This window comes from Pseudolactococcus piscium, from assembly GCF_002441695.1.
Lineage (GTDB): Bacteria > Bacillota > Bacilli > Lactobacillales > Streptococcaceae > Pseudolactococcus > Pseudolactococcus piscium.
In genome coordinates this window covers 1-21,710 of record NZ_JXJW01000015.1, presented here as the reverse complement: position 1 = coordinate 21,710, position 21,710 = coordinate 1, and the positions used below count along the sequence as shown (strand labels likewise).

Genomic DNA, 21,710 nt, shown 5'->3' with positions numbered 1-21,710 from the left:
TAACTTATTGTTGCATTTTGACAAGGGCCAATGCTATAATTTAATTAAGAAAGCATGTGGTTGACCCTATGGAAAAATCTATTTTTTACATTGCACCTGAAACACAATATTTTAACATCGGTATCCAGTATCGATTCTCTGGTTTCTCTCAAACGATGTCCCTTCATAATTATGGACCGACTGTTCGGACACATTATATTTTTCATATCATACTGGATGGTAAGGGCACTTTTTCAGTAGATGATCAGCAGTTCCATCTTAGCAAGGGCGATATTTTTTTGGTGCGCCCAGATATGATCCACCGCTATATCTCTGACGCTAATGCGCCTTGGAGTTACTGTTGGCTAGCGATCAAAGGGCCTGTGGTAGCTGATTTTTTGGAGAAAACACCCTTTGCAAATAACGTCCATGTCATTCAAAGTCATCATTTTTCGACTTACATCGATATCATTCAAAACACCTTGCAGATTCGAGATGCCAACCCAAGTAGTGAGCTAAAACTGACGAGTCTGTGTTTAGATTTCTTTAACAAACTGATGACAGACGACTTTATCTCAAGTAAAGAAAAAGTCTTAACCTATCAAAAACTGCCGGTCAACACCATGACCTATCTATTGAACAACTATACGGATGACATCAAAGTCTCAGATATCTCAGATCACATGTTTGTAAACAGAAGCCATCTATCTCGTGTATTTAAAAGCTATTACAATACAACCATCCAAAATGCCTTACAGCAGATTCGGATAAACGCTGCAGCCAATCTGCTTTATACGACACACCAATCTATTCTTGATATTTCGATCGCCGTTGGCTTTAATTCTCAGATTGTCTTCAACCGTGCCTTTAAAAAACTAACCGGCCTTAACCCTTCCCAATTCCGAAATCAGCAACATCAAGTCAATCATGAAGCTGCTGATCAGGAACTAACTGACATCCTGCAAAACCTATCTGTCCTAGGGGAGACACCTTTTTCGACTTAATCCCTTACTGTTGGTCATGTTACCAGCAGTTTTTTCTTGTCTTTCATAAGGGTCAATGCGTCTGATCACAGGCTTAATCTCGTGATGTCAACACCCTGACTTGGTAGGGGCTTAACTTAATTTCTTTACTGATGGCCTGGCCTGTTAATAAGTCAACTGTTGGTTCACAAACAGTGATTGTTTTATCAGTTTCAGAAAAATTCATGACGAAATGATAGGTTATCTCATCGCTTTGACGTGATTGGACGGATACATCCGGGTCTGATAACACGACCCATTGATTCCTAAGGCCTAATGTCTCAACTAGGTCTGTATAAAAAGCTGCTAAATAAGCATATCCTGTACGTGCACCGATATAATATGCCTGACCTTGCCCATAGGGATTGACGACAACTGCTGCCTGATTTTGATAGAAATCTGCTGTATAGGTCGCGAGCGTTTTGGCTGTCTTTACCTCAAAAAGCGAACAATAATCTGTTACCTCAAAGACTTGACCAGCTGCCAAAAGACCATTACGATCCTTGGGATATAAGGTATCCGTTTCCGTGACATTGATACCAAAAAGAGACTGTAAAGGCTTAGGCCAACCGCCGAGATAAGCTAGATCATTTTCGTCGACATAGCCCGTCATATAGCTAGAAACTAAGTGTCCCCCTTTTGCGACAAAATCAGCTAACTTAGCCATCGTTTCTTGACGCATGAGATAGAGCATGGGTGCCACTACCAGATCATATTTGGCTAACGCTTGATCTGATGTGATCACATCTACAGGAATATCATGATTCCAGAAAAAACGATAGTGGTCTTGTAAGGTTTGGGGGTAGCGTTTACTAGCATCAGAAAAGCCTTGTGCATCTGCCAATGCCCAGTCATTATCCCAGTCATAGATAATCGCAACCCGAGCAGCCTTATTGCTACCTTTAAGGTTAGCTAGCTTGTCTAGGGCATCCCCTACAGCTGTAACATCCTTGAACACACGATTTTCAGTACGTCCATCATGATCCACCACTGCCCCATGAAATTTCTCAGAGGAGCCGCGCGATTTCCGCCACTGAAAGTACATGACTGAGTCTGAGCCGTGCGCTAGAAATTGCATAGATGACAGTAAGTGCATACCAGGTCGTTTGGCCTTATTCACTGGATGCCAGTTAACCAAACTTGGGGTAGATTCCATGATTAGGAAAGGTTGCTGCTTTAATGCGCGGTATTGATCATTAATAAAGCCGACTTTAGCTGCCAAATCGGCTGTACTGCCCCAGTCATTATGCCAGGCTGGATAACAGTCCCACGAGATGACATCAACATGCGCAGCAAACTTGCCATAATCTAGACTTTGAAATGGGATTAACGCATCTCCGTCACCCATGAAATTGGTTGTAATCGGTACATCTGGTGTTAAAACGCGAATTTCTTTTATTTCATGCTCATAAAAATCGATCGTCTGATCTGTCACAAACCGTTTCCAGTCTAAGTTCATCCCATGAACCATCGTCTCACCTAGCGATGATGGCGACGAAATCTGTGTCCAGTCTGTATAAGTATGACTCCAAAAGGCACCCCACCAAGCCGCATTTAGTGCTGCCAAGGTGCCATACTTGGCCTTTAACCATGACCTGAAATTCTCCTGACAATAGGCACAGTGGCAATCGCCACCATATTCATTTGAAATATGCCACATATACAAGGCCGGGTGCTGCCCATAGCGTTCTGCTAATTTCCGATTAATAATGGCCACTTTCTGCCGATAAATCGGAGATGAAAAGCAGTGATTATGCCGGCCACCATGCGCGAGTTTCTCTTGTTTTTCAGTCGTTCTTAAAACCTCTGGATAAGCCGCACTCATCCAGGCTGGACGTGCACCAGATGGTGTGGCAAGTATAACATTACCGCCCATCTTGTCTACATCATCAAAGATCTTGTCTAACCAGTCAAAGTGAAACTCACCTTCTCTAGGTTCCAAGGCAGACCAGGCGAAAATGCCGACTGACACCGTGTTGACTTTTGATGCTTGCATCAAGGCCATGTCCTGAGCCAAAATATCTGGATAGGCTAACCACTGGTCTGGATTATAATCCCCACCATGTAGCAGCCGCTTCTCTTCTTGATAGGTCATCTCATCACCCCTTCACTGATCCTAGCATCCCTTGAACAAATTGGCGTTGCAAGATGAAGAATAAAACAGCAATCGGTAAGGTAGAGACGACAATGCCTGACATGATCATGCCAAAATCAGGGCGATAAGAATTCCCCATCGCTGACAAAATCAAAGGAACCGTTCTTTTTTCAGGAGACTGCAAGGCAATCAAAGGCCACAAATAGTTGTTCCATGAGCTCATAAAGGTGATGATAGCTGCTGCTGCATAGGTATTTTTTGCTGCTGGCATATAGATTTTTGTGAAAATTTTAAATTCTCCTAGCCCATCTATACGCGCTGCTTCAACCAATGACTTGGGAAATGCTTTGGCATTTTGCCTGAAAAAGAAGATCAGAAAGGCTGTTGACACTGATGGTGCAATCACGACAAAAAGTGTATTCAAACCAAATGGCGTCCCAGATAATTTTGAAAACATGCGATACAAGGCGATCATCATAGCTGAAAAAGGAATCATCATTGATAGTAATAACAGATTAAAAATCCTATCTTTTGCTTTTGACCGATAAATTTCAAAGCCATAGCCGGCCATAGATGAAATTAAGAGGGCGAAGATAGTTGTGAGTAGCGCAATAAAGGCTGAGTTCAACAATGACCGCGAGAAATTTAAGTCACTCTCAAATAAATGCCGCAAGTTGATGATTAATTGGTTACCCAGTTTGAGTGTACCCGTCGTGATATCAATAGACTTATTTGTTGTCCCTAAAAGCATCCAGATAAAGGGAAATACAGAAATAAAGGAAATCACTGATAAGAAGATGTATTTAAAGGATGCTGCTATTTTTTTAGACATTATTTTTCTCCCCCAACTTTAGTTTGAATGAGTGATAGGATGATAATGATGATGCTGACCACAAAGGCCATCGCTGCCGCATAACCAAATTGCGGTGTAAACTTAAACATCAAATTATAGATATACTGAGAAATTGTAGCTGTTGCATTAGCAGGGCCACCATTTGTGATATTTGCGATTTCATCGAACAATTGAAGGGTCCCGATTGTTGATGTGATCGAGGTAAATAGGATGATGGGTTTTAAGTTAGGAATGGTGATTTTGATCAGCTGATCCCATTTAGACGCACCATCGACCTCTGCAGCATCATAGATTTCAGAATCGATATTTTGCATGCCAGATAGAAAGAAAATCATATTGTAGCCAGTCCAGCGCCAAGTAATAGAGATGATGATCAGTACCTTAGCCCAAAATGGATGTGTGATCCATTGAATCGGATCTGCAATCAAATGGAGTTTCATCAAGATCTCGTTGACAATCCCATCATTGGCAAAGATCGATTTCATCACTAGCGAATAGGAAACGAGGGACGTAATACAAGGCAAGAAGATGGCTGTTCTAAATAGTCCCTTGAACTTCAGCTTTTTATCATTCAAGAAATTTGAAATAATAATCGCTAAAAATAGCATAATCGGCACTTGAATAATCAAGTATAGCACCGTGTTTTTAAATGCTGTAATGAAGGTCTTATCAGATAAGAGGCGCTTGTAGTTTGCCAGACCATCAAAGGTCATATTCATCGGCGTTCCAGTTTGGAAACTTGTAATCAACCCAAAGACCATAGGTACAAAGACAAGTAAGGTAATCATGACTACTGGAATTACCAAGAACCCGTTTCCGTTTCTTAATGGATTTTTTATTTTTTTCATCATCTATCTCCAATAATTTTTTCAATAACAAAGGCTACGTAATCACTTACTTAGCCTTTTAACAATATGAGATTTTTATCGCTTATTGAATCTCAGATTCAACACGTTTTTGTGCTTCTTTTAAGGCGTCGTTGATGTCTTTTCCTTTAACAACTTGTTGTAGGTACTCTGCCATAATAGACTCAATTTGGTAGGTATTTTGACCATAGTTTACTTGTGGGATTTCAGTCGTCCAAGTCGCGAAATCTTCTCTCACTTTTTGTCCACCATAGAAGTCATCACCAGTTTTATAAGCATCAGTATTGATGGCGCTCTTCATCGTTGAAATGAGGCCGATTTCTTTAGCTAATGTTGCCATTAGGTCTGTATTTGTTGCAAATGTTTTGCTCAAAAAGTCTTTGGCATCTTTTGTTGCACCACCTTTAAGGACGTACCATTGGGCACCACCTGAGTTAGATGCATGTGCTTTACCCATACCAGCCGGTAGTGCAGGTATTTTGGCAATCCGCCATTTACCAGATTGATCTGCTTGTGCTTTGACTGTTGATGAGTACCAAGACCCTTGTGGGGTACTTGCAACAACACCGCCGTTGATTGCTTTAATACCAGTCGCCCAGTCAGATGTTTCAGTCACAAGTTTTTCTTTGAGTAAGGTAGACATAATGCCCATACCATAAGCTAAAGATTTATTACCTGCAATAGAGACTTTGTTATCTTTGTCTGTGTACCACTCGCCAGCTTCTTGCATCATAATGCGAACACGACCAAGGTCAGAAGGGTTCAATTCAGTGATGTTATGACCTGTTTTAGCCTTAACATCTCGGGCAACTTTGATGTAATCATCCCATGTGAGATTGTTCATTTGTTCTTGCGTATAACCAGCTTCTGAAAGATAGTCTGATCTATAGAAGAGTCCGGTTACACCTGAGTCATATGGCACACCATAGATTTTGTCACCAATTTTATTAACACCAAATTTGTAGGCAGCAAAATCTTTTTCTTTGACGATGTCAGTTAGCGGTTCAAAGGCATCTGCATTTGTTTTCAAGAATCCTTGAATCCGGTAGTCCTCAACCAATACGATATCTGGCAAACCATCTTTTGATCCCGACGTTAATTGGGTTGTTAATTTTTGAACGATGTCATCTTGCGTCATTTCAACGATTTTCACTTTAACTTTTTTATTATCGTATACTTTGACAGCTTCCTCCATCGCTTTGATATTAAATGTTTTATCCCATGCCCATACTGTCACAGTATCAGACTTGTCTTTATTTGCTGCTTTATCCGATGACCCACACGCTGCAAGTAAGCCCACAGCACCTACTGCCATAACAGCAGTTCCCAAAACTTTTTTCCAAGTTTTCATAATCAAGTCTCCTTGTAATTTTTTTATTGCTTCTATAGATTAATCTTAACACACTAAGAAAGCGCTTACTTCATCTTTTTTATCTTTTATTTAACTTTTTGTGACATCATACCAATTAATTGTTTCATTCCTTTTAATATTGAATTCGTTACTTAATACAGGCTTACCTAAGTCAGGATACCTGAGCGCCTACTGTCACACTAAGCGTATCATTGTAAGTAAATAAACAAAGCCATCAACCGGTCAGTTGATGGCTTTGCCTCAATTCACTATCTAGCATTGGCCCATTAGCAATCTAGTCTTTCGCTTCAAGACTTTAACGACTACCACATTATTTTATTTTTATGTGATATCCTTCACCTAAGATAAAATGTAGCGATTAGAGTGGTGAAATAAGAAATTGATAGATAAGGTCTTTTGCTGAATCAATGGTATAGTCTGCTAATACAGGACTGCCCCATGAGTCATCACCGCCTACACCCATTTGTTGCCCGATAATATTGACATGCGTATAGTTAAAAGGTGGTAATTCAAATTGATGTTGTGCGTTTTCGAATTCAAAAGGCGAGGCAGGCAAGACAGCATGCTCAAAGGCTTGACCAGTATAACTGAATTTAAGTCCTTGCCCCTGCTGGTTGGCAACCGTTAGCCAACGGGTTGCCATATGGTTACCACATTCTTGTGGTACCAAATAAGGTGTTGTGTTTGCCTCCACTGTCGTCTCATAGATACCCAGTTTGGCACCATCAGATCGATCAATATAATTTTCAGCCTCACCCTTCCCATAATAAGCAACTTGATCAAATTCACTTAAGAGTTTAAAGTTTAAGCCTAGGACTGGTAATTCAGGTAAACCTGTCTTGCCATGATAGTGCACGTCAACCAAAATAGCACCGTCTGCTTTGATTGTGTAAGTCACCTCAGTAGTCGTCCCGATTATCGCTAAATGATAGGTATAGCTAAACTGATACCCTGCCGGTGTTTCGATGATATCAGGGGCTACTTCGAGCTCTCCAAAAGTGGCTACCGCCTCTTGCCCAAGCGTTGCAGCAAACCAGGCAGCATTTCGTCGCTCATGGCCATTCCCTCGATCATTATCCGTGGTTGCCCGCCAGTAATAAGGTTTTGGTGGGGTGGTAATCAACTCTTTTCCACCGTATTTTAAAGAGACAATCCCACCTGATAGTTTTGAAAAGATGACGCTAAAGTCGGAACCGTGTACGCCGATATTAACATCCCCATAGACGACTGTCATGCCAGTAGGCGAAAGTAGGCTAGGCATGATTTTTTCCTTGATAACTGCTTGAGCAAAGGCAACTTCATGACCTGCTTCTGCCCAAATCGTTGCTGCTTTCAAGCTAAAACTAATCAGCACTACGACTTCTTCTGGCACTTCAGATAGGTCACCATAGTCTAGGGTGATGGTTTGGCTATCCCCAGGTGCGACCGCAACTGACAGGTTTTGTTTCCGCCAGACATGACCATCTTTTAGTAGCGTCATCTCGCAAGCAAAGTCACTTGTGGACACAAACAGATGGTCATTTTTAATATGTAGCGACGTGCCCTGAATCGTCATGCTGATATTTTGGTATAGATACTTCACTTCTTGTGCCTTGGGAGAGATGGTGCGATCAGCAAATACGATCCCATTTCCTGAAAAATTATAATCTGTCACACGGTCATTGAAGTCGCCACCATAAGATAAGACTTCTTTGCCATTTGGTAATCTGCGATACAAGGCTTGATCGCCATAATCCCAGATAAAGCCACCTTGATACATGGGATAAGCATCAGCTAAATCAGTGTACTTGCGCATACCACCAAGTGAGTTACCCATGGCGTGCATATACTCACAGGAAATGTAAGGTTTTTCTGGATCATTTGCTAAATAGGTCTCGATTTCAGCCGCTTTAGCATACATGCGACTCTCCATGTCGCTTGTCGCATCGTAATCCCGATTCCAAAAGACCCCTTCATAATGGACCAAACGAGAAGGATCCTCATGTCTAAAATAGTCACTCATGTCTTGAATCACTTGACCTGCGTAAGATTCATTACCACATGACCAAATCAGAATAGCGGGATGATTTTTGTCACGCGCAAGCATTGACTCTGCCCGGTCCATCACTGCACCTGCCCATGTTTTATCATTACCCGGCACGTTCCACGACGGCTCACATGCCCCCATCTTTTGCCAAGAGCCATGAGATTCCAGGTTAGCTTCATCTATGAGATAAATACCGTATCTATCACATAGCTTATACCAGAGTGATTGGTTTGGATAATGACTTGTTCTGACTGCATTTAGATTATGTTGTTTTAAAAACCTGATATCCCAAAGCATGTCTGCTTCGGTAATTGCCCGGCCAGTTCTAGCTGAAAACTCATGGCGGTTGATGCCTTTAAAAACAAGCCGCTTGCCATTTAAGGTCATCAGCTTATTTTTTAACTCAAACTTACGGAAGCCAACTTGTGTTTTTGCTGTCTCAACCAAACGACCAGCCTTTGAAATAGCAACAAATAAGGTATATAAATTTGGGACTTCTGCCGACCAAAGCGCCACATCAGCTACAGACAAAGATAGGCTAAGTTTAGCATCGGATGCTTGTGGGTCAGTTTGAGCTATGGTTTCCCCGGCGCGTGTTAAGCGCAAAGTAACTTGCGTGTCATAATCCCCTTCCAAATCCAAGTCTACAGTTAGGAATGCTGACTTAAAATCCGATGTTAAATCAGTTTTAACAAACAAATCGCGGACATGGCTAGCTGGTTTTGCATACAGGTAGACCTCTCGAAAAATACCAGAAAAGCGCCAAAAATCCTGATCCTCTAGATAACTAGCCGAAGAGAAGCGAAAGACTTGTACAGCTAATTTATTCTCACCAGCCTGCAAATAATCTGTTAGCTCAAATTCACTGGGTGTAAAAGAGTCTTCTGCATAGCCAATAAATTGACCGTTTAGCCAAACATAAAAAGCGGTCTCAACACCTTGAAAGGAAATGAATGTTGGCTTGTTAGCCAAATCTTTGCCCACCTCAAAGGTCTTGACATAACTCCCAACTGGATTATAGTGGGTTGGAATATGAGGGGGTCTGAGCGCTTCGGCGCCGTCCCAGGGATACATGGTATTGACATAATGGGGATGACAAAATTTACCATCGCCTTGCAGCTGAATATGACCAGGCACCTTAATATGATCAAATCTAGAGATATCGTAGGTGACAGTTTCAAATCCTACAGGTCTTAAGGCAACAGTTTCTGCATAATGAAATTGCCAAGTGCCATTCAGAGACTGAGTCAACTTCATGGCATCACTTGCTGTATCCTCATCTGCTTCATAATATGTGTGATCAGAATGCGCGGCTATGCGATTCACTTGATATATTTCCTGGTCACTCAGCCACGCTAAATCAGCTGTAAGTCCTTTATTTTTCATCTTAGTTCTCCTCACCCTATTTTTACTACTCCTCTCATTCTACATGAAATGTAAGCGCTTTACAAATTGATTTTGTGACCGCATTTTAACTTTTTGTGATGGTAGCTAGCCATGACGAGTAGGTAGCTGATTAGTGCTTATCAACCAACTCCTAGCTGATTAAAACAAAAAATCGTAAGCAAGGCAGGCGCCTCACGTTACGATTTATAATAGGAAACACGACAACACGCGACTTACCCCAACCACCTCAAAAATATGAGACAGGCTTTAACAGGGCGATTCACTCACTTTTGCCCGTAATAGGCATTGGCCCCATGTTTTCTAAAATAATGCTTATCTAACATATAGCTCGGTAAGACAGGACGATCGTTGTTAAGCAGTTCCGTAAACAGCGCCATGTGGGCGACTTCATCTAACACAACTGCATTCTCGACCGCTTTTGATACGGTTGCTCCCCAAGTAAATGGGCCATGACCGATGGTTAGGACACCTGGTACGGCAAGCGGATCAAGGGCATTCTTTTCAAAGCACTCGACAATGACCTTACCCGTATCTCGCTCATAGGCTGCCTCAACTTCTGATTGAGTCAATTGGCGTGTGCAGGGAATTGGCCCATAAAATGTATCGGCATGGGTTGTCCCGTAGGGTGGGATATTTCTCCCCGACTGGGCCCACATCACGGCATATTTAGAATGGGTATGGACAATCCCACTGACCTCTGTGAAGTGTTGGTATAGATAGACATGCGTCGGTAGATCCGATGATGGTCTGAGTGAGTCTTGATCGAGTAAGTTGCCTGCCAAATCTGTCACAACCATCTGATCAGCTGTCATCGTCTCATAGGGGACACCACTCGGCTTGATGACGATAAGCCCTAGCTCACGATTAATTTCACTCGCATTACCCCATGTTAGGACAACTAATCCCGCTTTTGCTAGTGCTAAATTAGCTTGCCAGACGCGTTGTTTCATATCAGACAAGACTTTGGCATCAAGCTCAGACAACTGTTTAAGCATAACCTGCCTCCTTTAAAAATGGTAACACAACAGCCTTTGCTTTTTCGATTTCAATTAGCGGCTGCTCACTCGTCTCACTCCACATCTCCATGACAAATGATCCTGAGTAGTTCAAGCGTTTTAATGTCTTTAAACAGCCGATAAAATCAACACAGCCTGCGCCAAAGGCAACATTTTTGAACTGACCCGAAAACTGATCCGTGACTGCAAGTGTGTCTTTGAGATGAATTTGGCTGATGGCACCAATCCCTTTTTCTAGTTCATGCCCGACTTGATTTTCAGGCCATGCAGATAGATTACCCAGATCCGGATAGACCTGCAAATAAGGGGATGGGATTTGCGACTTAATCTCATAAAATTTAGAGATAGAATTCATGAAGGGGTCATCCATGATTTCAATCGACAGCACAACTGATTTATTGGCAGCGATTGCCACACATTTTTTTAGGTTTTCGATAAAGCTATGTCGTGTGCCGATTGATTTGGCTTCATAATACACATCGTAGCCAGCAAGTTGGATAGACCTTATCCCTAAATCGACTGCCAAGTCAACTGCTTTTTGCATGATGTCAAGGCCATGCGCTTGCTTACTCAGCTCAGATGAGCCCAGAGGATACCTGCGGTGTGCAGACAAGCACATCGATAGTATGGGCATGTCTAAGTCAAAGCTGGCATCACGTATCTCTTTTCTTTGGGCTTTTGTCCAGTCTAATCTAGCAAGTCGCGCATCTGTCTCGTCGATAGATAGTTCAACAAAGTCAAAACCTAAGGTCTTTGCCAAGCGAAGTCGCTCATACCAGGAGATGTCTTTGGGTAATGCTTTTTCATAAAGTCCTAACATATCAGGCCTCCCAAATCGCTTTTATCTCATCTAGGAAGGCTGTTGCTGCCTGTGCTGGGTCTTGTGCTGCGGTAATCCCTCTGCCAGTTATGAAGGTATAGACAGCCATCCCTTTAAACAATTTCAAAGTATCCACGTCCAAGCCACCTGTTACTGAGACCTGAAAGCCCATATCGATTAACTTTTGAATCTTGGCTAGATCTTTTTCACCCCAGGTCTCCCCAGCTAAAAGGGCATCACGGCTCTGATGGTAAATGACTTGCTTAATGCCAGCAGCTAGCCAGAGTTGTGCTTGCGCATACGTCCAATCACCATATAGTTCCACTTGTACTGCTTCGATTCTTTCAGCTGCTGCCTTCATGGTCGGAATCGTTGCGCAGCAAATGACTGTCGTCCAATCCGCACCAGCCTTCTGAACATTTTCGGCGACGGTACCACCTGCATCCGCACATTTTGTATCGGCAACGATCGTCTTGTCTGGATACATGGCACGAATACAGCGAACAGCCTGATCTCCTGCTTGGAGGATTAAAATCGTTCCTACCTCGATAATATCAACGATATCACCGACAGTTTTTATCGCCTTGATCGCACTTGGTAGATCTGAATGATCCAAGGCAACCTGTAAATTTGGTCTTGTCATATTGGTCTCCTATCCACGTGTCGTCAAGTCTGTTTCAGTTTCAATCCGTTCTTGAATCTCTTTGGCACTCATGACATTTTTGACACCGACAATCGTAATCCCTTTTGCCTTTGCACCGTCAAACATCTTCACAAAATTCAAGGGGGTAAAGACAACATCATAATTGGCCGCTTGGCCTTTTCCTTCTGAAATAGAACAGTGATGGATACTTGTAATTTTGATGCCTAAGGTCTTCATTGCCGTTTCAACACTACGTTTCATCATCAAACTTGTTCCTGATCCATTGGCACATGATACTAATACTCTCATTTTATTCTCCTTTTATTATCCTGACACTTTTTCACTTACTAGAGGTTACTTACGCGCAGCGTAGGCATCATAATCTTCAACGACTAAGAAATAGCCATCTGGGTCTTTTTTATACTGCAATTGTGGAATCACAACTAAGATGAGGACAACGACCGCAATCCCAAAGTAGCCTAGGAATTTCATAATCACCGTAAAGCCTGGCCACACCGTCGCCCAGTCAAACATGCCAATATAGCCACCATATTTTGATAAACCGACCCATGTCGCAATCAAGGCCGAGCCTCCTACTTGAATGATCCCTGACAGAAATGGTAAAATACAGGCTGCTTTTATCCCACCACGGTTATTGGCATAGACAGCAAATGCTGCATTGTCAAAGAAGAGGGGAATAAAGCCTGCAATGATGACCGTCGGTGATTTGAGTAAAATCAAGAGACCAATCGTTAAAAATTGACCTAAGGCACCAAACAAGAAGCCAATCGTGACCGCATTTGGTGAGCCAAAAGCAAAGGTTGCAGCAACGTCTATCCCTGGCACAGCACCTGGTAACAAGGTATTTGAAATCCCTGTGAAACTCTCTGTCAACTCTGATACGAAGGTTCTAACACCAAGTTGTAGAATGGCTAGATTGACCGCAAACTGTAGGGAGGTCGTCATAATGTAGAAGAAGAAATTTTGTGTGGGTAAAATAATCTTATGATCTACAAAATAGCCTTTACCCAAAACGGTCATAATAATCCCAAAGAAGAATAACATGAGAATCGCTGTCGCAACCATATTTTCATTAAAAATAGAGAGAAAACCTGGCAACTCGATATCTTCGATTTTCTTAGACTTTTTAGATTTAAATTTCTCAGCAATCGCTGATACAATCGCAATCCCAAAGACTTGTTGGTGGGCGACAGCAAAGCCTGCCCCTTCTGTTAGTTCTTGCGTATAGCCAACTGTCAGATTTGACCCGACAGCCCAATATAGGCCTAAGATAAGTCCCATAACGGCTAATATTTCAACGCGTCCCAAGTTAGGGAAGCAAAATAAAATTAGCCAGAAAGCTGTCGCTGCTTGTTGCACCTGCACATTACCTGTTGTAAACACAGCTCGCATTTTTGTATATTTCTGAAATCTCACTAGCACAATATTTGCGATAAATGCGATCAAAAGTAAAATCATAACATCGCCAAATGTACGACCGAATGTTTCCATAATCCCTGCATCGATGGCATTTTGTCCAAAATAAGGATCAATTACTGTCGCAGCTAAGTTGAACCGGTCTTTTAATCCAGCCAGAATGGGCCGAAAGTTATTCACCAAGCCACCCGATCCTACTGTTAAGATGAAGTAGCCAACTGTCGCCTTCAAAAAACCAGCTAAACACTCATACCAAGGTTTCTTCAACAAGATATACCCGATTAGCACAATCACACCGATAAAATAAGCAGGTTGTGTTAGGATATTCTTGGCAAAGAAATCCCATACGACCATGATTACAGCAAATACATTTTCCATGTTACGATTCTCCTTAATGGCTAGTGAACATTAAATGCACTAGCCTACTAGTCAACTACGTTTGGAGCAAGCTTTCAAAGTCAGAAATAGAGGTGATCTTGTCAAGCGCTTCAATCACCCCATCCGTCATCAGTAAATCGGATAGATTGGCGATATTTGTCATATGTTCATCTGGATTTTTTGCAGCTAGTGTAAAAAATAGGGTAGCTTGCTTTTCTTCATTACCAGCTTCAAAATAAATTTTTTCTTTAAATTTTGTGAAACTAATTGCTGTACCAAAAACACCAGAACTTTTATCAGTCGAGTGTGGCATGGCAACACCTGGTACAATCACGATGTATGGGCCATAGTTATGAACAGCCGCTACTACTTCTTCCCTATACGTCTCATTTATAATTCCTTTATCGATCAGATTTTCACAGGATATCCGAATCGCTTCTTCCCAGTTTTCAGGTTGTCTATCAGAAATTCTGACCAAATCGTGATCATGCAAATACCTAAGCATCTCTAGTTGTGCCATACGTCTACCTCTCCTTACTTATAAGAATGATGGGAATGGTGTGTCATTATCGATTGCAAAGACATCATCAAAGCCACGATCAAAGTTGAACTCCAAACGATCTTTGTCATCTGGGTAGGTGAACTTACCACCAACTTGCCAGATAAACGGTTTGAACTGATAGTTTAGGCGATCTTTTTTAAATTGCCAAATTGCTGTGATTTCTTTAGGATCAGCCATGAAGTTTGCCCAAATATCATAATGCACCGGAATCACAACTTTAGCATTTAGCGCTTCTGCCATCCGCAACATATCTACTGAAGTGACCTTATCCGTGATACCACGTGGATTTTCACCATATGCGCCTAAACAAACATCTATTTTATGCTCATTTCCGTGCTTTGCGAATAGGTTGGAATAATGAGAATCCCCAGCATGATAGACATTACCACCAGTTGTTTGGAAAAGATAGTTGACGGCAAGCTCGTTCATATCCTGTGGCATTTTATCTTTTAGGATCACCTCAGGATCAGGTTCAGTCACCAAGACAGTCCTGTCAAAGGCCTCAAGTGCTAAGAGTGTGACATCTCCAATTTCAACTTCATCTCCAGGATGGACAACAATCGTTTTATCAGCTGGAACACCCCATTTTAGCCAGATATTCACCACTTCTTGTGGGCCGATAAATTTAGCATCTGGACAGTTGCTGTTAACTGCCGCTGCCGTATTGATATCTAAGTGATCAGAATGTATATGCGTCACCACTAAAGCATCAATATCTTTTACTGCAAATGGATCAATGACAAAGGGTTGGGTCCGCAAATTGGGTTGTTGTTTCAGGGCCCCACTCATGCGCATCATCTGATGGCCTTTTACCATCTGTCCGCTGCCATGTGTCCGTTTACCAGTCCCGCACCAGAGATCACAAAGGATATTGGTGCCCCCTTCAGATTTCAACCAAATGCCCGTACAGCCCAACCACCAAATGGATACTGTAGCTGGCTTGACGACTGTTGCCTCGATTTCTTCGTTGAGATAAGTCCCCCACTCTGGAAATGTTGAGAGTACCCAAGATTCTTTTGTCACCTCTGTGATTTTGTTTGCCATTGTTACGACTCCTTTTCGTCTCACTCAGATTGATTGTTATTTCCTTTACAAGACTATGATAGCAAAAAAGAAACCGCTTTCAAAGGACGTTATATGCTCGTTTTAGCGTTTTAAGCTCATATGAAGCTAACATACCATAATACCGCTTTTAAAGCGTTTCCAAAAAGCGTATACTGGACTTAAATGAGCATATATACTTTTTTATAACTATCGTAGGCTTATAAAAACTTAAAAGGGGAATCACTTTGAAAAATGCTATCCGTAACATTCAAGCTAGACAGCAAACCTTACTAGACCTGCTGAAAGACGATCAGGCGCATACCGTAAAAGCACTGAGCTTATCACTTAAGACATCCGAAACAACCATCCGACGGGATCTAGCCAGTCTTTCCCAAATGGGAAAAGTTAACCGCAGTCATGGCAAGGCCAAGATTTCAAAAACAGGACTTGAGATTGACAAGTGTGATAACCAAAATATCGAAGTGATTAAAGAAGCCTTAGCCAAGACAGCTGCTTCCTTTGTCAAAAATGGCAATACAGTCTTCATCAATTCTTCTTCTGCCGCCCTTGATGCAGTCAAATATTTGATTCATAAACAGGTAACGATCATTACAAACAATGTCAAGGTCGCGGCACTTGATCATAACTCGGAATCCTCTGTCTTTTTATCAGGTGGCGAAGTCCGCTTCCCTAAAGAGGCGCTAATTGGGCAGTCAGCCCAAGCCTTCTTTGAAGCCATACAGGCTGATATTGCCATTATCGGCTGCTACGGCATCTCCGCTGAACGTGGTCTAACGACACCCGTCATCCATGAAGCTAAAATTAATGAGGTGATCGTCAAGCAAACCCGCGGGATCGTGATTTGTATCGCGGACTACCGTAAGATAGGCGAGTCGGCCAACTTTAAAAGCTGTGACCTCTCCTATATCGATTACCTGATTACTGATACCTTCTCAAGTCCAGATAAGCTCAAACAAATAGAAGATTGCGGGGTCAATATCATCCAAATTCAAGTTTGACCTAGCCTTTAGTTAGCATACCAGTCATGATCCGATGCCTTTTGCTTCATCAGATGTGCAAAATATAGTACAATAACTCTAGGGAGATGAACTAATTATGACATTATTGACATTCAAAAAAAGCGCAACACTTGTTGCAGCTTTAGGGTTTGCATTTAGCCTAGCGGCTTGTGGCAATCAAACTAAGGGAGAAGCGACTAAACCTAGTACTGCTTCAGCGGATACAGCAACGATTACCTTAGACTTTGAAAATGACAAAAAAGTAGACGAAACAAAAAAGGTAACGATCAAAAAAGATCAAACCTTACTTGAAGCGCTCAAAGACACCTTTAAAGTTGAAGAAAAAAGCGGCTTCATCACATCAATCGATGGTAAAAAACAAGATGAAACAGCTAAAAAATACTGGATGTTCGATATCAATGGCAAAATGGCCGATAAGGGAGCAGCAGATATTCACTTGAAAAAAGGGGACAAAGTTGCCTTCTACCTCGGTAGTTTTTAAGCTGAGAAAAAAGACTGTTAAAAATCGTGTGGGAAATAGCTTCCTACACGATTTTTATATTTCTTCTGCGATATAGCTATTGATGACTTGGTTCGTGGCGTACCACTTACTTGTCAAGGGTTTACTACTCGAGTTCAATGAGATAGTGAATGCTTTTTATCCTGTATTTTTAATAAATATCTATTCTTGGAATATCAACTTCTACATACTCATTTACCATAATATCCTTAGGAATAGCCCCATCAGATATATCTATTTTAAACGCTCCTATTTGTAAAATCTTACTTCCCTTATCCACAAGTTTTCCGTTAATATGGTAAGTATCTTTTTCCGATTCTATTGCATAGTCTTCATTGGAGCTTCTCACAATATTTCTAATATTAAATCCATAGATAATATCTGTAAATCTCTCGCCTTCTGATAAATCACAATCACTACAAAAGCACTCAATAGCATAAAAATCATCTGAAAGTAAAACTTCGGCCTCTCCTGAATCCTCATCCAACCAACTCACTTTTTTCACAACAATCATCTCATATATCCTCATAAATCTAACTTTACAGCAGAACGAGTTTAAGTAGCATATCCGAGTTGATTTCTATGAACCTCGACATTCTACTAAGAATCCCATATTGCTTTTGTTTTTTGAAACGAAAGCAGACTCTGCATCATCTTCAAACCATATTTTTTCATAATCAATTAAATTATCATAGTCCCATGGAGCATGGCGCATACATAAGAAGCTTCCTTACTCAACACTGTATGGTCTATTTCATTAGACAATGTCTTCCTCTCGATTGTATGCAACCATTGTCTAAACAGCCGATTTTACCCATTCCCATAAGTCTTCAAATTCACCTCTTTGTTCAAAACCTTTTGTAGCGAAATCATGGATTAATTGAATTTTATTATTTTTACCAACCTCAAAACAAGCTATATCATCATTATCATCCCTTCTTGCAAAGGGGATTAACTTTCTGTTAGGATAACGTTCTTTCAAATCATGGTATCTTCTAGTCGCTTGACCTGACTCAATCAAATACCATACATCAAAATCCACCAAGTTTAATTCTATTAATTTATTATAGGATTCTGGGTATATAAATTTTTCTTCATCTACATAGTAATTCTTCATAACTTCCATTAGATTCTTTCTATTTCATTTTTTCTAAATCAAACGATCCCATTAGGGTGTTATTTCTAAAATCAGCTTTCTGTTTGAACCATTTTTTTCACTCCTTTAATTTTTGGATACACAAAAAAACAGTCAAAAAGGCTAGAAAAGGCCTTTGAATTTTGTACAATAAATACAACTAATTTTTGTTAGCTATTGGCAACTTGATTAGTGAGTTAGACCTTACTAGTCAAGGTTCTATCACTTTATTATCAGTCTTGTGATTGAGTGCCTTTTATCTAGTTCACAATAAAATTTTCATTCAAAATCTGGATGAACAACATCATTCACTTCAATAATATCTTTTCTAGTGTACTTGTAATTCAACAGTTTTTCCTTATAAGAAAAATCAATTGTAGATATTTTATCAATATAGTATACATCTCCCTTGTCATTGGAAACCTCTGAGACATCCTTGCTCCCAATTGTAACATCTTTAATGTATTTTAAATGTTCTCCAGAGTCATCTAACTCCCCAAAGAGATAAATTTTACAATCGTATACTTCATTAATTTCCATGAAATCAAAATTTTTAAAACTGGTTACAGCTGAATCATCGAAACATAAATCAATTGTACTTGTATTTAAATTCATCAATTCTAAATTTCTTGTTGCAACTGCTTCTTTGATAGAAAGTAGTTTATGCATAAATATCCTCCTTATTTAATTATTTACTTGGATAAAAAGAAACTACAAATCCATTATTTCCATATGCCAAGATAATAGACTTGATAAGTAATAAGGTCTCCCAAAATTGATATCAATAGAAAAATTATTACTACTTATATCTTTTCTACCAGCAACAATTATGTCACTACTGTTCATCTTAGCGAATTCAAAATCCATCCATAAACATTTTTCTAAATAATGATTGATTTTAGCTAACTCATTACTGATTTCTTCTACATTCATACTTTTTCTTTTTCATCTATTTCCCTACGGGTATACGTGCAATTTCCATGATGTACTCTAACTTCATAAAATCGGATAATAGAGGCTATGAGGACCGGGATGACAGTATCGTCAAATGATTAGATTAAAGCGGATGTGCTTATATCCAAAATTTAAAACAGAGGCCTTTTTTGAAACAGAGGCCTTTAAAGCAATCTACAAGCATTAGCAATACTGTAAGCGATTGAATTTATAATCCCTTTATCTTTTTTTCGCTTGACAGTATTGACCGCATTACCGACAGTATTGACCACATCGTTAACTCGGTTACCTACCCAGTAGTTTAAGCTTTGCAATCTATTCAACGATGTATGCTTGGGCTGCTTCTTTTTTGTAGCATCCCTTTTTTAATCTCTCAATGGCATTACTTAAAACATAATAAACGTTGATACTTAATAAATTAGAATGTAGATATTCTTCTAAAATATCACTGTATAGATAATTTATTACATTCAATTTATAAATTATCTGATGACACTTATTATTTTTTTAGCTATTTCCAGCTCATTTTTTTTAAAAATCACTTCTTTTCCAAAACGATTTTCAAAAATCATTTTTATTACTTTTGACAATTCTGTTTCTGATATTTCAGTATTCTCCTCGCATATATCCACTAAATCAGATATTTCTTGTTTATATTCATCTTTAGGTGCCATAGGGAATAAGTCTACAGGATCCCATTTATTTATTATTTTTTCTAAATCTTTATACATTTCTCTCCTACTTTCCTAGTAAATCTACTATTATTTTATTCATCGAATCATCAAAATTATCTTTCCCCCATGCTGTAACTAACTTTCCTTCTCTACTCACAACGGAAACCCCATCCTGAGTTATATAAGCAAATTTGGCTCCATCATTGTTGGATCAAAGTTAAATAAAAACTGTGTAAGTTAAACTCCCATATTATCTGTATTAAAACCAATTAGTACAATTCAATTGGTATAGTTTTTTTGTTTGTTAAAATTTCAAATAAATCTAACTGAAATATAACGCTTTTTTCATTATTTTTACTATCCATTAGTATAGTTAATATATCATCATTAATTAGGACTTTTCGTAACAAATAGTTTGGATTAATTGAAATTATTTGTTTTCTAAACTTTTTTAATTCAACAAACAAACATTCTTCATTAAAAGTTATTAGATAATTTTTAGAGATAATATAAAAAACATCATCAATATAGATTTTATCTAAGTAAGACTCACTTTTATCCTTTATTATATACAGTTTATTATTTTTTTCTATAAGAATTTTATTTTCATTCATCGATAAAATATGTTCATATTTATATTGAATTCGAGAAACTTCCTGGCCAGTATCAAAAGAAAATTGATATTCAAACTTATTATCTCTTAACATAAATGAATTCTTACAAGATTTAAAGTAATTCAAGAATATTTCATCTCTATCAATTGAAACGATATTAGATTCTAGGTATAAATCTAAAATATATAATTTTTGATGTTCCCCATCAAAAATGACAATCTTGTCATCAATTTTTGAAGTATATAATTCATAAATCAATAACTCTTCAGAAATACTTATTTTTTTTATGAAGTTAAAATTTAAATCATATAAAACTAAACCCTTATAATTATCATTAATAATGAAAAAACGTTTACTTTCAGATAATGAGTAAATATCATTATCTCTATATCTAATTTTTTTCTTTATCATCTTATTTATTTACTCCTGCTATGGTTTCCTTAGTCTTAATCAATTTTATTTAGGCAATTTCTTTCTTGGATCAGCAGTATTTGGCTTGATTTCACCAGTTAGTAGATCTCCCTCACCTAAGTGTTTCCCGGTTTTATCATATACTTCTAGGTGGCTCCCTTTTCCTTTATGTAGAGTATCTCTGTGATATTGCTTGCCATTTTTTTTGTATACTGTAGCACCTTTTACATTTTTTGAAGTCTTTTTAAAAGTATTATCACTTAATACAGTTTCTCTATCAAATGGAAGCCTGTTATCAATTTCCCAAGGAGAATTACTTGAAGTCCCGTAATTACTCCCAGTCGCAAAACTTTGTATGCTCGATTGCCATACTAATGTCCCATGAACTGCAACAGCTGCTGCTGTCGCCGTAGCTGCTGGAGAACCTGCAAGACTGGCTCCTCCTGTTGCTGGGGAAGCCGCTATGCTAAGTCCGTTACCTCCAGTAAATATGGTTGCTGAAGCAAAGTATTCCCCACCTGCTTGAATTATACCAGACAGTTTACCAGCAAAGACGCCAAAGTTATATCCTGGATTATTTTGAATCCAGCCTTGTTCAGAAAAGTCTCTAAATCTAGACCCTTCTTCTGCAACCAGTCCATTGTTTTCAAAAACCTGAATTGAGAAACCTGTTCCAAACGCGCCCACTGTCTTAATAGGTCCTAATGCTTTGTTTAGGATACCTCCCCAGTCAATTTTATCAAGTCCTTTATTAACACCTTCTTTGACTCTATCCCCAGTTTGACAAAGTATCTTATAAGTATTTTGTAACCCACTCCACCAATTTCTATCGAGATTCTTGCCCTCTTTAGTCTTAGGCTTAC

22 protein-coding genes are annotated in these 21,710 nt (G+C 39.5%); 3 read left to right on the top strand and 19 right to left on the bottom strand.

The features are described 5' to 3' along the window. Positions 1-68: 68 nt before the first annotated feature. Positions 69-983, top strand: coding sequence for an AraC family transcriptional regulator (locus tag RU86_RS07945; protein WP_143468101.1), 915 nt, complete (start codon positions 69-71; stop codon positions 981-983). 73 nt (positions 984-1,056) lie between these two features. Here RU86_RS07945 and RU86_RS07940 read toward each other — a convergent pair whose 3' ends face one another. The 12 genes from RU86_RS07940 to ulaG all read right to left on the bottom strand — a co-directional run bounded on the left by RU86_RS07940 (position 1,057) and on the right by ulaG (position 15,520). Continuing rightward, positions 1,057-3,096, bottom strand: a complete 2,040-nt coding sequence (locus tag RU86_RS07940; RefSeq protein ID WP_096814854.1) for a beta-galactosidase — start codon at positions 3,094-3,096, stop codon at positions 1,057-1,059. Between the two features lie 4 nt (positions 3,097-3,100). Further along, the gene (locus RU86_RS07935) at positions 3,101-3,928 is read right to left on the bottom strand and encodes a carbohydrate ABC transporter permease (RefSeq protein WP_079504653.1); all 828 of its coding nucleotides are present in this window, start codon (positions 3,926-3,928) and stop codon (positions 3,101-3,103) included. Continuing rightward, positions 3,928-4,800: a carbohydrate ABC transporter permease gene (locus RU86_RS07930; protein WP_079504651.1), complete on the bottom strand. Its 873-nt coding sequence runs from the start codon at positions 4,798-4,800 to the stop codon at positions 3,928-3,930. The genes RU86_RS07935 and RU86_RS07930 overlap by 1 nt, the downstream gene beginning before the upstream one ends. Before the next feature lie 79 nt (positions 4,801-4,879). Further along, the gene (locus RU86_RS07925) at positions 4,880-6,166 is read right to left on the bottom strand and encodes an ABC transporter substrate-binding protein (RefSeq protein WP_096814853.1); all 1,287 of its coding nucleotides are present in this window, start codon (positions 6,164-6,166) and stop codon (positions 4,880-4,882) included. A gap of 379 nt (positions 6,167-6,545) precedes the next feature. Then, positions 6,546-9,599 (bottom strand): beta-galactosidase, LacZ type, encoded by a 3,054-nt coding sequence (gene lacZ / locus RU86_RS07920; RefSeq protein WP_096814852.1) that lies wholly within the window; start codon positions 9,597-9,599, stop codon positions 6,546-6,548. Positions 9,600-9,883: 284 nt separating this feature from the next. Next, positions 9,884-10,615, bottom strand: a complete 732-nt coding sequence (locus RU86_RS07915) for an L-ribulose-5-phosphate 4-epimerase (protein ID WP_096814851.1) — start codon at positions 10,613-10,615, stop codon at positions 9,884-9,886. Further along, complete coding sequence (locus RU86_RS07910) at positions 10,608-11,456, bottom strand: L-ribulose-5-phosphate 3-epimerase (protein WP_096814850.1); 849 nt, start codon at positions 11,454-11,456, stop codon at positions 10,608-10,610. The genes RU86_RS07915 and RU86_RS07910 overlap by 8 nt, the downstream gene beginning before the upstream one ends. Before the next feature lies 1 nt (position 11,457). Next, entirely contained in the window at positions 11,458-12,099 is a 642-nt protein-coding gene (locus tag RU86_RS07905; protein ID WP_096814849.1) for a 3-keto-L-gulonate-6-phosphate decarboxylase UlaD, read from the bottom strand. Between the two features lie 9 nt (positions 12,100-12,108). Beyond that, on the bottom strand, positions 12,109-12,408 hold the full coding sequence (locus RU86_RS07900; RefSeq protein WP_096814848.1) for a PTS sugar transporter subunit IIB: 300 nt from the start codon (positions 12,406-12,408) through the stop codon (positions 12,109-12,111). Positions 12,409-12,453: 45 nt separating this feature from the next. Further along, complete coding sequence (gene ulaA, locus RU86_RS07895) at positions 12,454-13,914, bottom strand: PTS ascorbate transporter subunit IIC (RefSeq protein WP_096814847.1); 1,461 nt, start codon at positions 13,912-13,914, stop codon at positions 12,454-12,456. Between the two features lie 55 nt (positions 13,915-13,969). Then, entirely contained in the window at positions 13,970-14,419 is a 450-nt protein-coding gene (locus RU86_RS07890) for a PTS sugar transporter subunit IIA (protein WP_096814887.1), read from the bottom strand. A 33-nt stretch (positions 14,420-14,452) separates the two neighbouring features. Beyond that, positions 14,453-15,520 carry an L-ascorbate 6-phosphate lactonase gene (ulaG, locus tag RU86_RS07885; protein WP_096814846.1) on the bottom strand — a complete coding sequence of 356 codons (1,068 nt, stop codon included), beginning with the start codon at positions 15,518-15,520 and terminating at the stop codon, positions 14,453-14,455. Between the two features lie 245 nt (positions 15,521-15,765). Between ulaG and RU86_RS07880 the strand changes: the two genes are divergently transcribed. Together RU86_RS07880 and RU86_RS07875 are read left to right on the top strand one after the other, a co-directional pair. Beyond that, complete coding sequence (locus RU86_RS07880; RefSeq protein WP_096814845.1) at positions 15,766-16,539, top strand: DeoR/GlpR family DNA-binding transcription regulator; 774 nt, start codon at positions 15,766-15,768, stop codon at positions 16,537-16,539. Between the two features lie 97 nt (positions 16,540-16,636). Beyond that, a complete protein-coding gene (locus RU86_RS07875; protein ID WP_096814844.1) occupies positions 16,637-17,041 on the top strand; it encodes a DUF4430 domain-containing protein in 405 nt (134 codons plus the stop codon). A gap of 169 nt (positions 17,042-17,210) precedes the next feature. On the opposite strand, the gene RU86_RS07870 is transcribed toward RU86_RS07875, so the two are convergent. The 7 genes from RU86_RS07870 to RU86_RS12105 form a co-directional block, all read right to left on the bottom strand. Continuing rightward, the gene (locus tag RU86_RS07870; protein ID WP_096814843.1) at positions 17,211-17,573 is read right to left on the bottom strand and encodes a hypothetical protein; all 363 of its coding nucleotides are present in this window, start codon (positions 17,571-17,573) and stop codon (positions 17,211-17,213) included. Between the two features lie 282 nt (positions 17,574-17,855). Continuing rightward, the gene (locus RU86_RS07865) at positions 17,856-18,185 is read right to left on the bottom strand and encodes a hypothetical protein (protein WP_245810503.1); all 330 of its coding nucleotides are present in this window, start codon (positions 18,183-18,185) and stop codon (positions 17,856-17,858) included. A 288-nt stretch (positions 18,186-18,473) separates the two neighbouring features. After that, a complete protein-coding gene (locus RU86_RS07860) occupies positions 18,474-18,863 on the bottom strand; it encodes a hypothetical protein (RefSeq protein ID WP_096814842.1) in 390 nt (129 codons plus the stop codon). Positions 18,864-18,905: 42 nt separating this feature from the next. Continuing rightward, entirely contained in the window at positions 18,906-19,127 is a 222-nt protein-coding gene (locus RU86_RS07855) for a hypothetical protein (protein WP_096814841.1), read from the bottom strand. A 503-nt stretch (positions 19,128-19,630) separates the two neighbouring features. Further along, positions 19,631-19,879 (bottom strand): DUF1871 family protein, encoded by a 249-nt coding sequence (locus RU86_RS07850; RefSeq protein WP_096814840.1) that lies wholly within the window; start codon positions 19,877-19,879, stop codon positions 19,631-19,633. A 212-nt stretch (positions 19,880-20,091) separates the two neighbouring features. Then, on the bottom strand, positions 20,092-20,847 hold the full coding sequence (locus RU86_RS07845) for a hypothetical protein (protein WP_096814839.1): 756 nt from the start codon (positions 20,845-20,847) through the stop codon (positions 20,092-20,094). Between the two features lie 45 nt (positions 20,848-20,892). Next, a partial coding sequence (locus RU86_RS12105) for a hypothetical protein (RefSeq protein ID WP_218839037.1) occupies positions 20,893-21,710 on the bottom strand: 818 nt, incomplete at its 5' end.

Excerpts from the sequence above, each read along its gene's own strand:
- RU86_RS07945 (WP_143468101.1), top strand. The coding sequence starts at position 69 with ATGGAAAAATCTATTTTTTACATTGCACCTGAAACACAATATTTTAAC.
- RU86_RS07940 (WP_096814854.1), bottom strand. The coding sequence starts at position 3,096 with ATGACCTATCAAGAAGAGAAGCGGCTGCTACATGGTGGGGATTATAAT.
- RU86_RS07935 (WP_079504653.1), bottom strand. The coding sequence starts at position 3,928 with ATGTCTAAAAAAATAGCAGCATCCTTTAAATACATCTTCTTATCAGTG.
- RU86_RS07930 (WP_079504651.1), bottom strand. The coding sequence starts at position 4,800 with ATGATGAAAAAAATAAAAAATCCATTAAGAAACGGAAACGGGTTCTTG.
- RU86_RS07925 (WP_096814853.1), bottom strand. The coding sequence starts at position 6,166 with ATGAAAACTTGGAAAAAAGTTTTGGGAACTGCTGTTATGGCAGTAGGT.
- lacZ (WP_096814852.1), bottom strand. The coding sequence starts at position 9,599 with ATGAAAAATAAAGGACTTACAGCTGATTTAGCGTGGCTGAGTGACCAG.
- RU86_RS07915 (WP_096814851.1), bottom strand. The coding sequence starts at position 10,615 with ATGCTTAAACAGTTGTCTGAGCTTGATGCCAAAGTCTTGTCTGATATG.
- RU86_RS07910 (WP_096814850.1), bottom strand. The coding sequence starts at position 11,456 with ATGTTAGGACTTTATGAAAAAGCATTACCCAAAGACATCTCCTGGTAT.
- RU86_RS07905 (WP_096814849.1), bottom strand. The coding sequence starts at position 12,099 with ATGACAAGACCAAATTTACAGGTTGCCTTGGATCATTCAGATCTACCA.
- RU86_RS07900 (WP_096814848.1), bottom strand. The coding sequence starts at position 12,408 with ATGAGAGTATTAGTATCATGTGCCAATGGATCAGGAACAAGTTTGATG.
- ulaA (WP_096814847.1), bottom strand. The coding sequence starts at position 13,914 with ATGGAAAATGTATTTGCTGTAATCATGGTCGTATGGGATTTCTTTGCC.
- RU86_RS07890 (WP_096814887.1), bottom strand. The coding sequence starts at position 14,419 with ATGCTTAGGTATTTGCATGATCACGATTTGGTCAGAATTTCTGATAGA.
- ulaG (WP_096814846.1), bottom strand. The coding sequence starts at position 15,520 with ATGGCAAACAAAATCACAGAGGTGACAAAAGAATCTTGGGTACTCTCA.
- RU86_RS07875 (WP_096814844.1), top strand. The coding sequence starts at position 16,637 with ATGACATTATTGACATTCAAAAAAAGCGCAACACTTGTTGCAGCTTTA.
- RU86_RS07870 (WP_096814843.1), bottom strand. The coding sequence starts at position 17,573 with ATGATTGTTGTGAAAAAAGTGAGTTGGTTGGATGAGGATTCAGGAGAG.
- RU86_RS07865 (WP_245810503.1), bottom strand. The coding sequence starts at position 18,185 with ATGGAAGTTATGAAGAATTACTATGTAGATGAAGAAAAATTTATATAC.
- RU86_RS07860 (WP_096814842.1), bottom strand. The coding sequence starts at position 18,863 with ATGCATAAACTACTTTCTATCAAAGAAGCAGTTGCAACAAGAAATTTA.
- RU86_RS07855 (WP_096814841.1), bottom strand. The coding sequence starts at position 19,127 with ATGAATGTAGAAGAAATCAGTAATGAGTTAGCTAAAATCAATCATTAT.
- RU86_RS07850 (WP_096814840.1), bottom strand. The coding sequence starts at position 19,879 with ATGTATAAAGATTTAGAAAAAATAATAAATAAATGGGATCCTGTAGAC.
- RU86_RS07845 (WP_096814839.1), bottom strand. The coding sequence starts at position 20,847 with ATGATAAAGAAAAAAATTAGATATAGAGATAATGATATTTACTCATTA.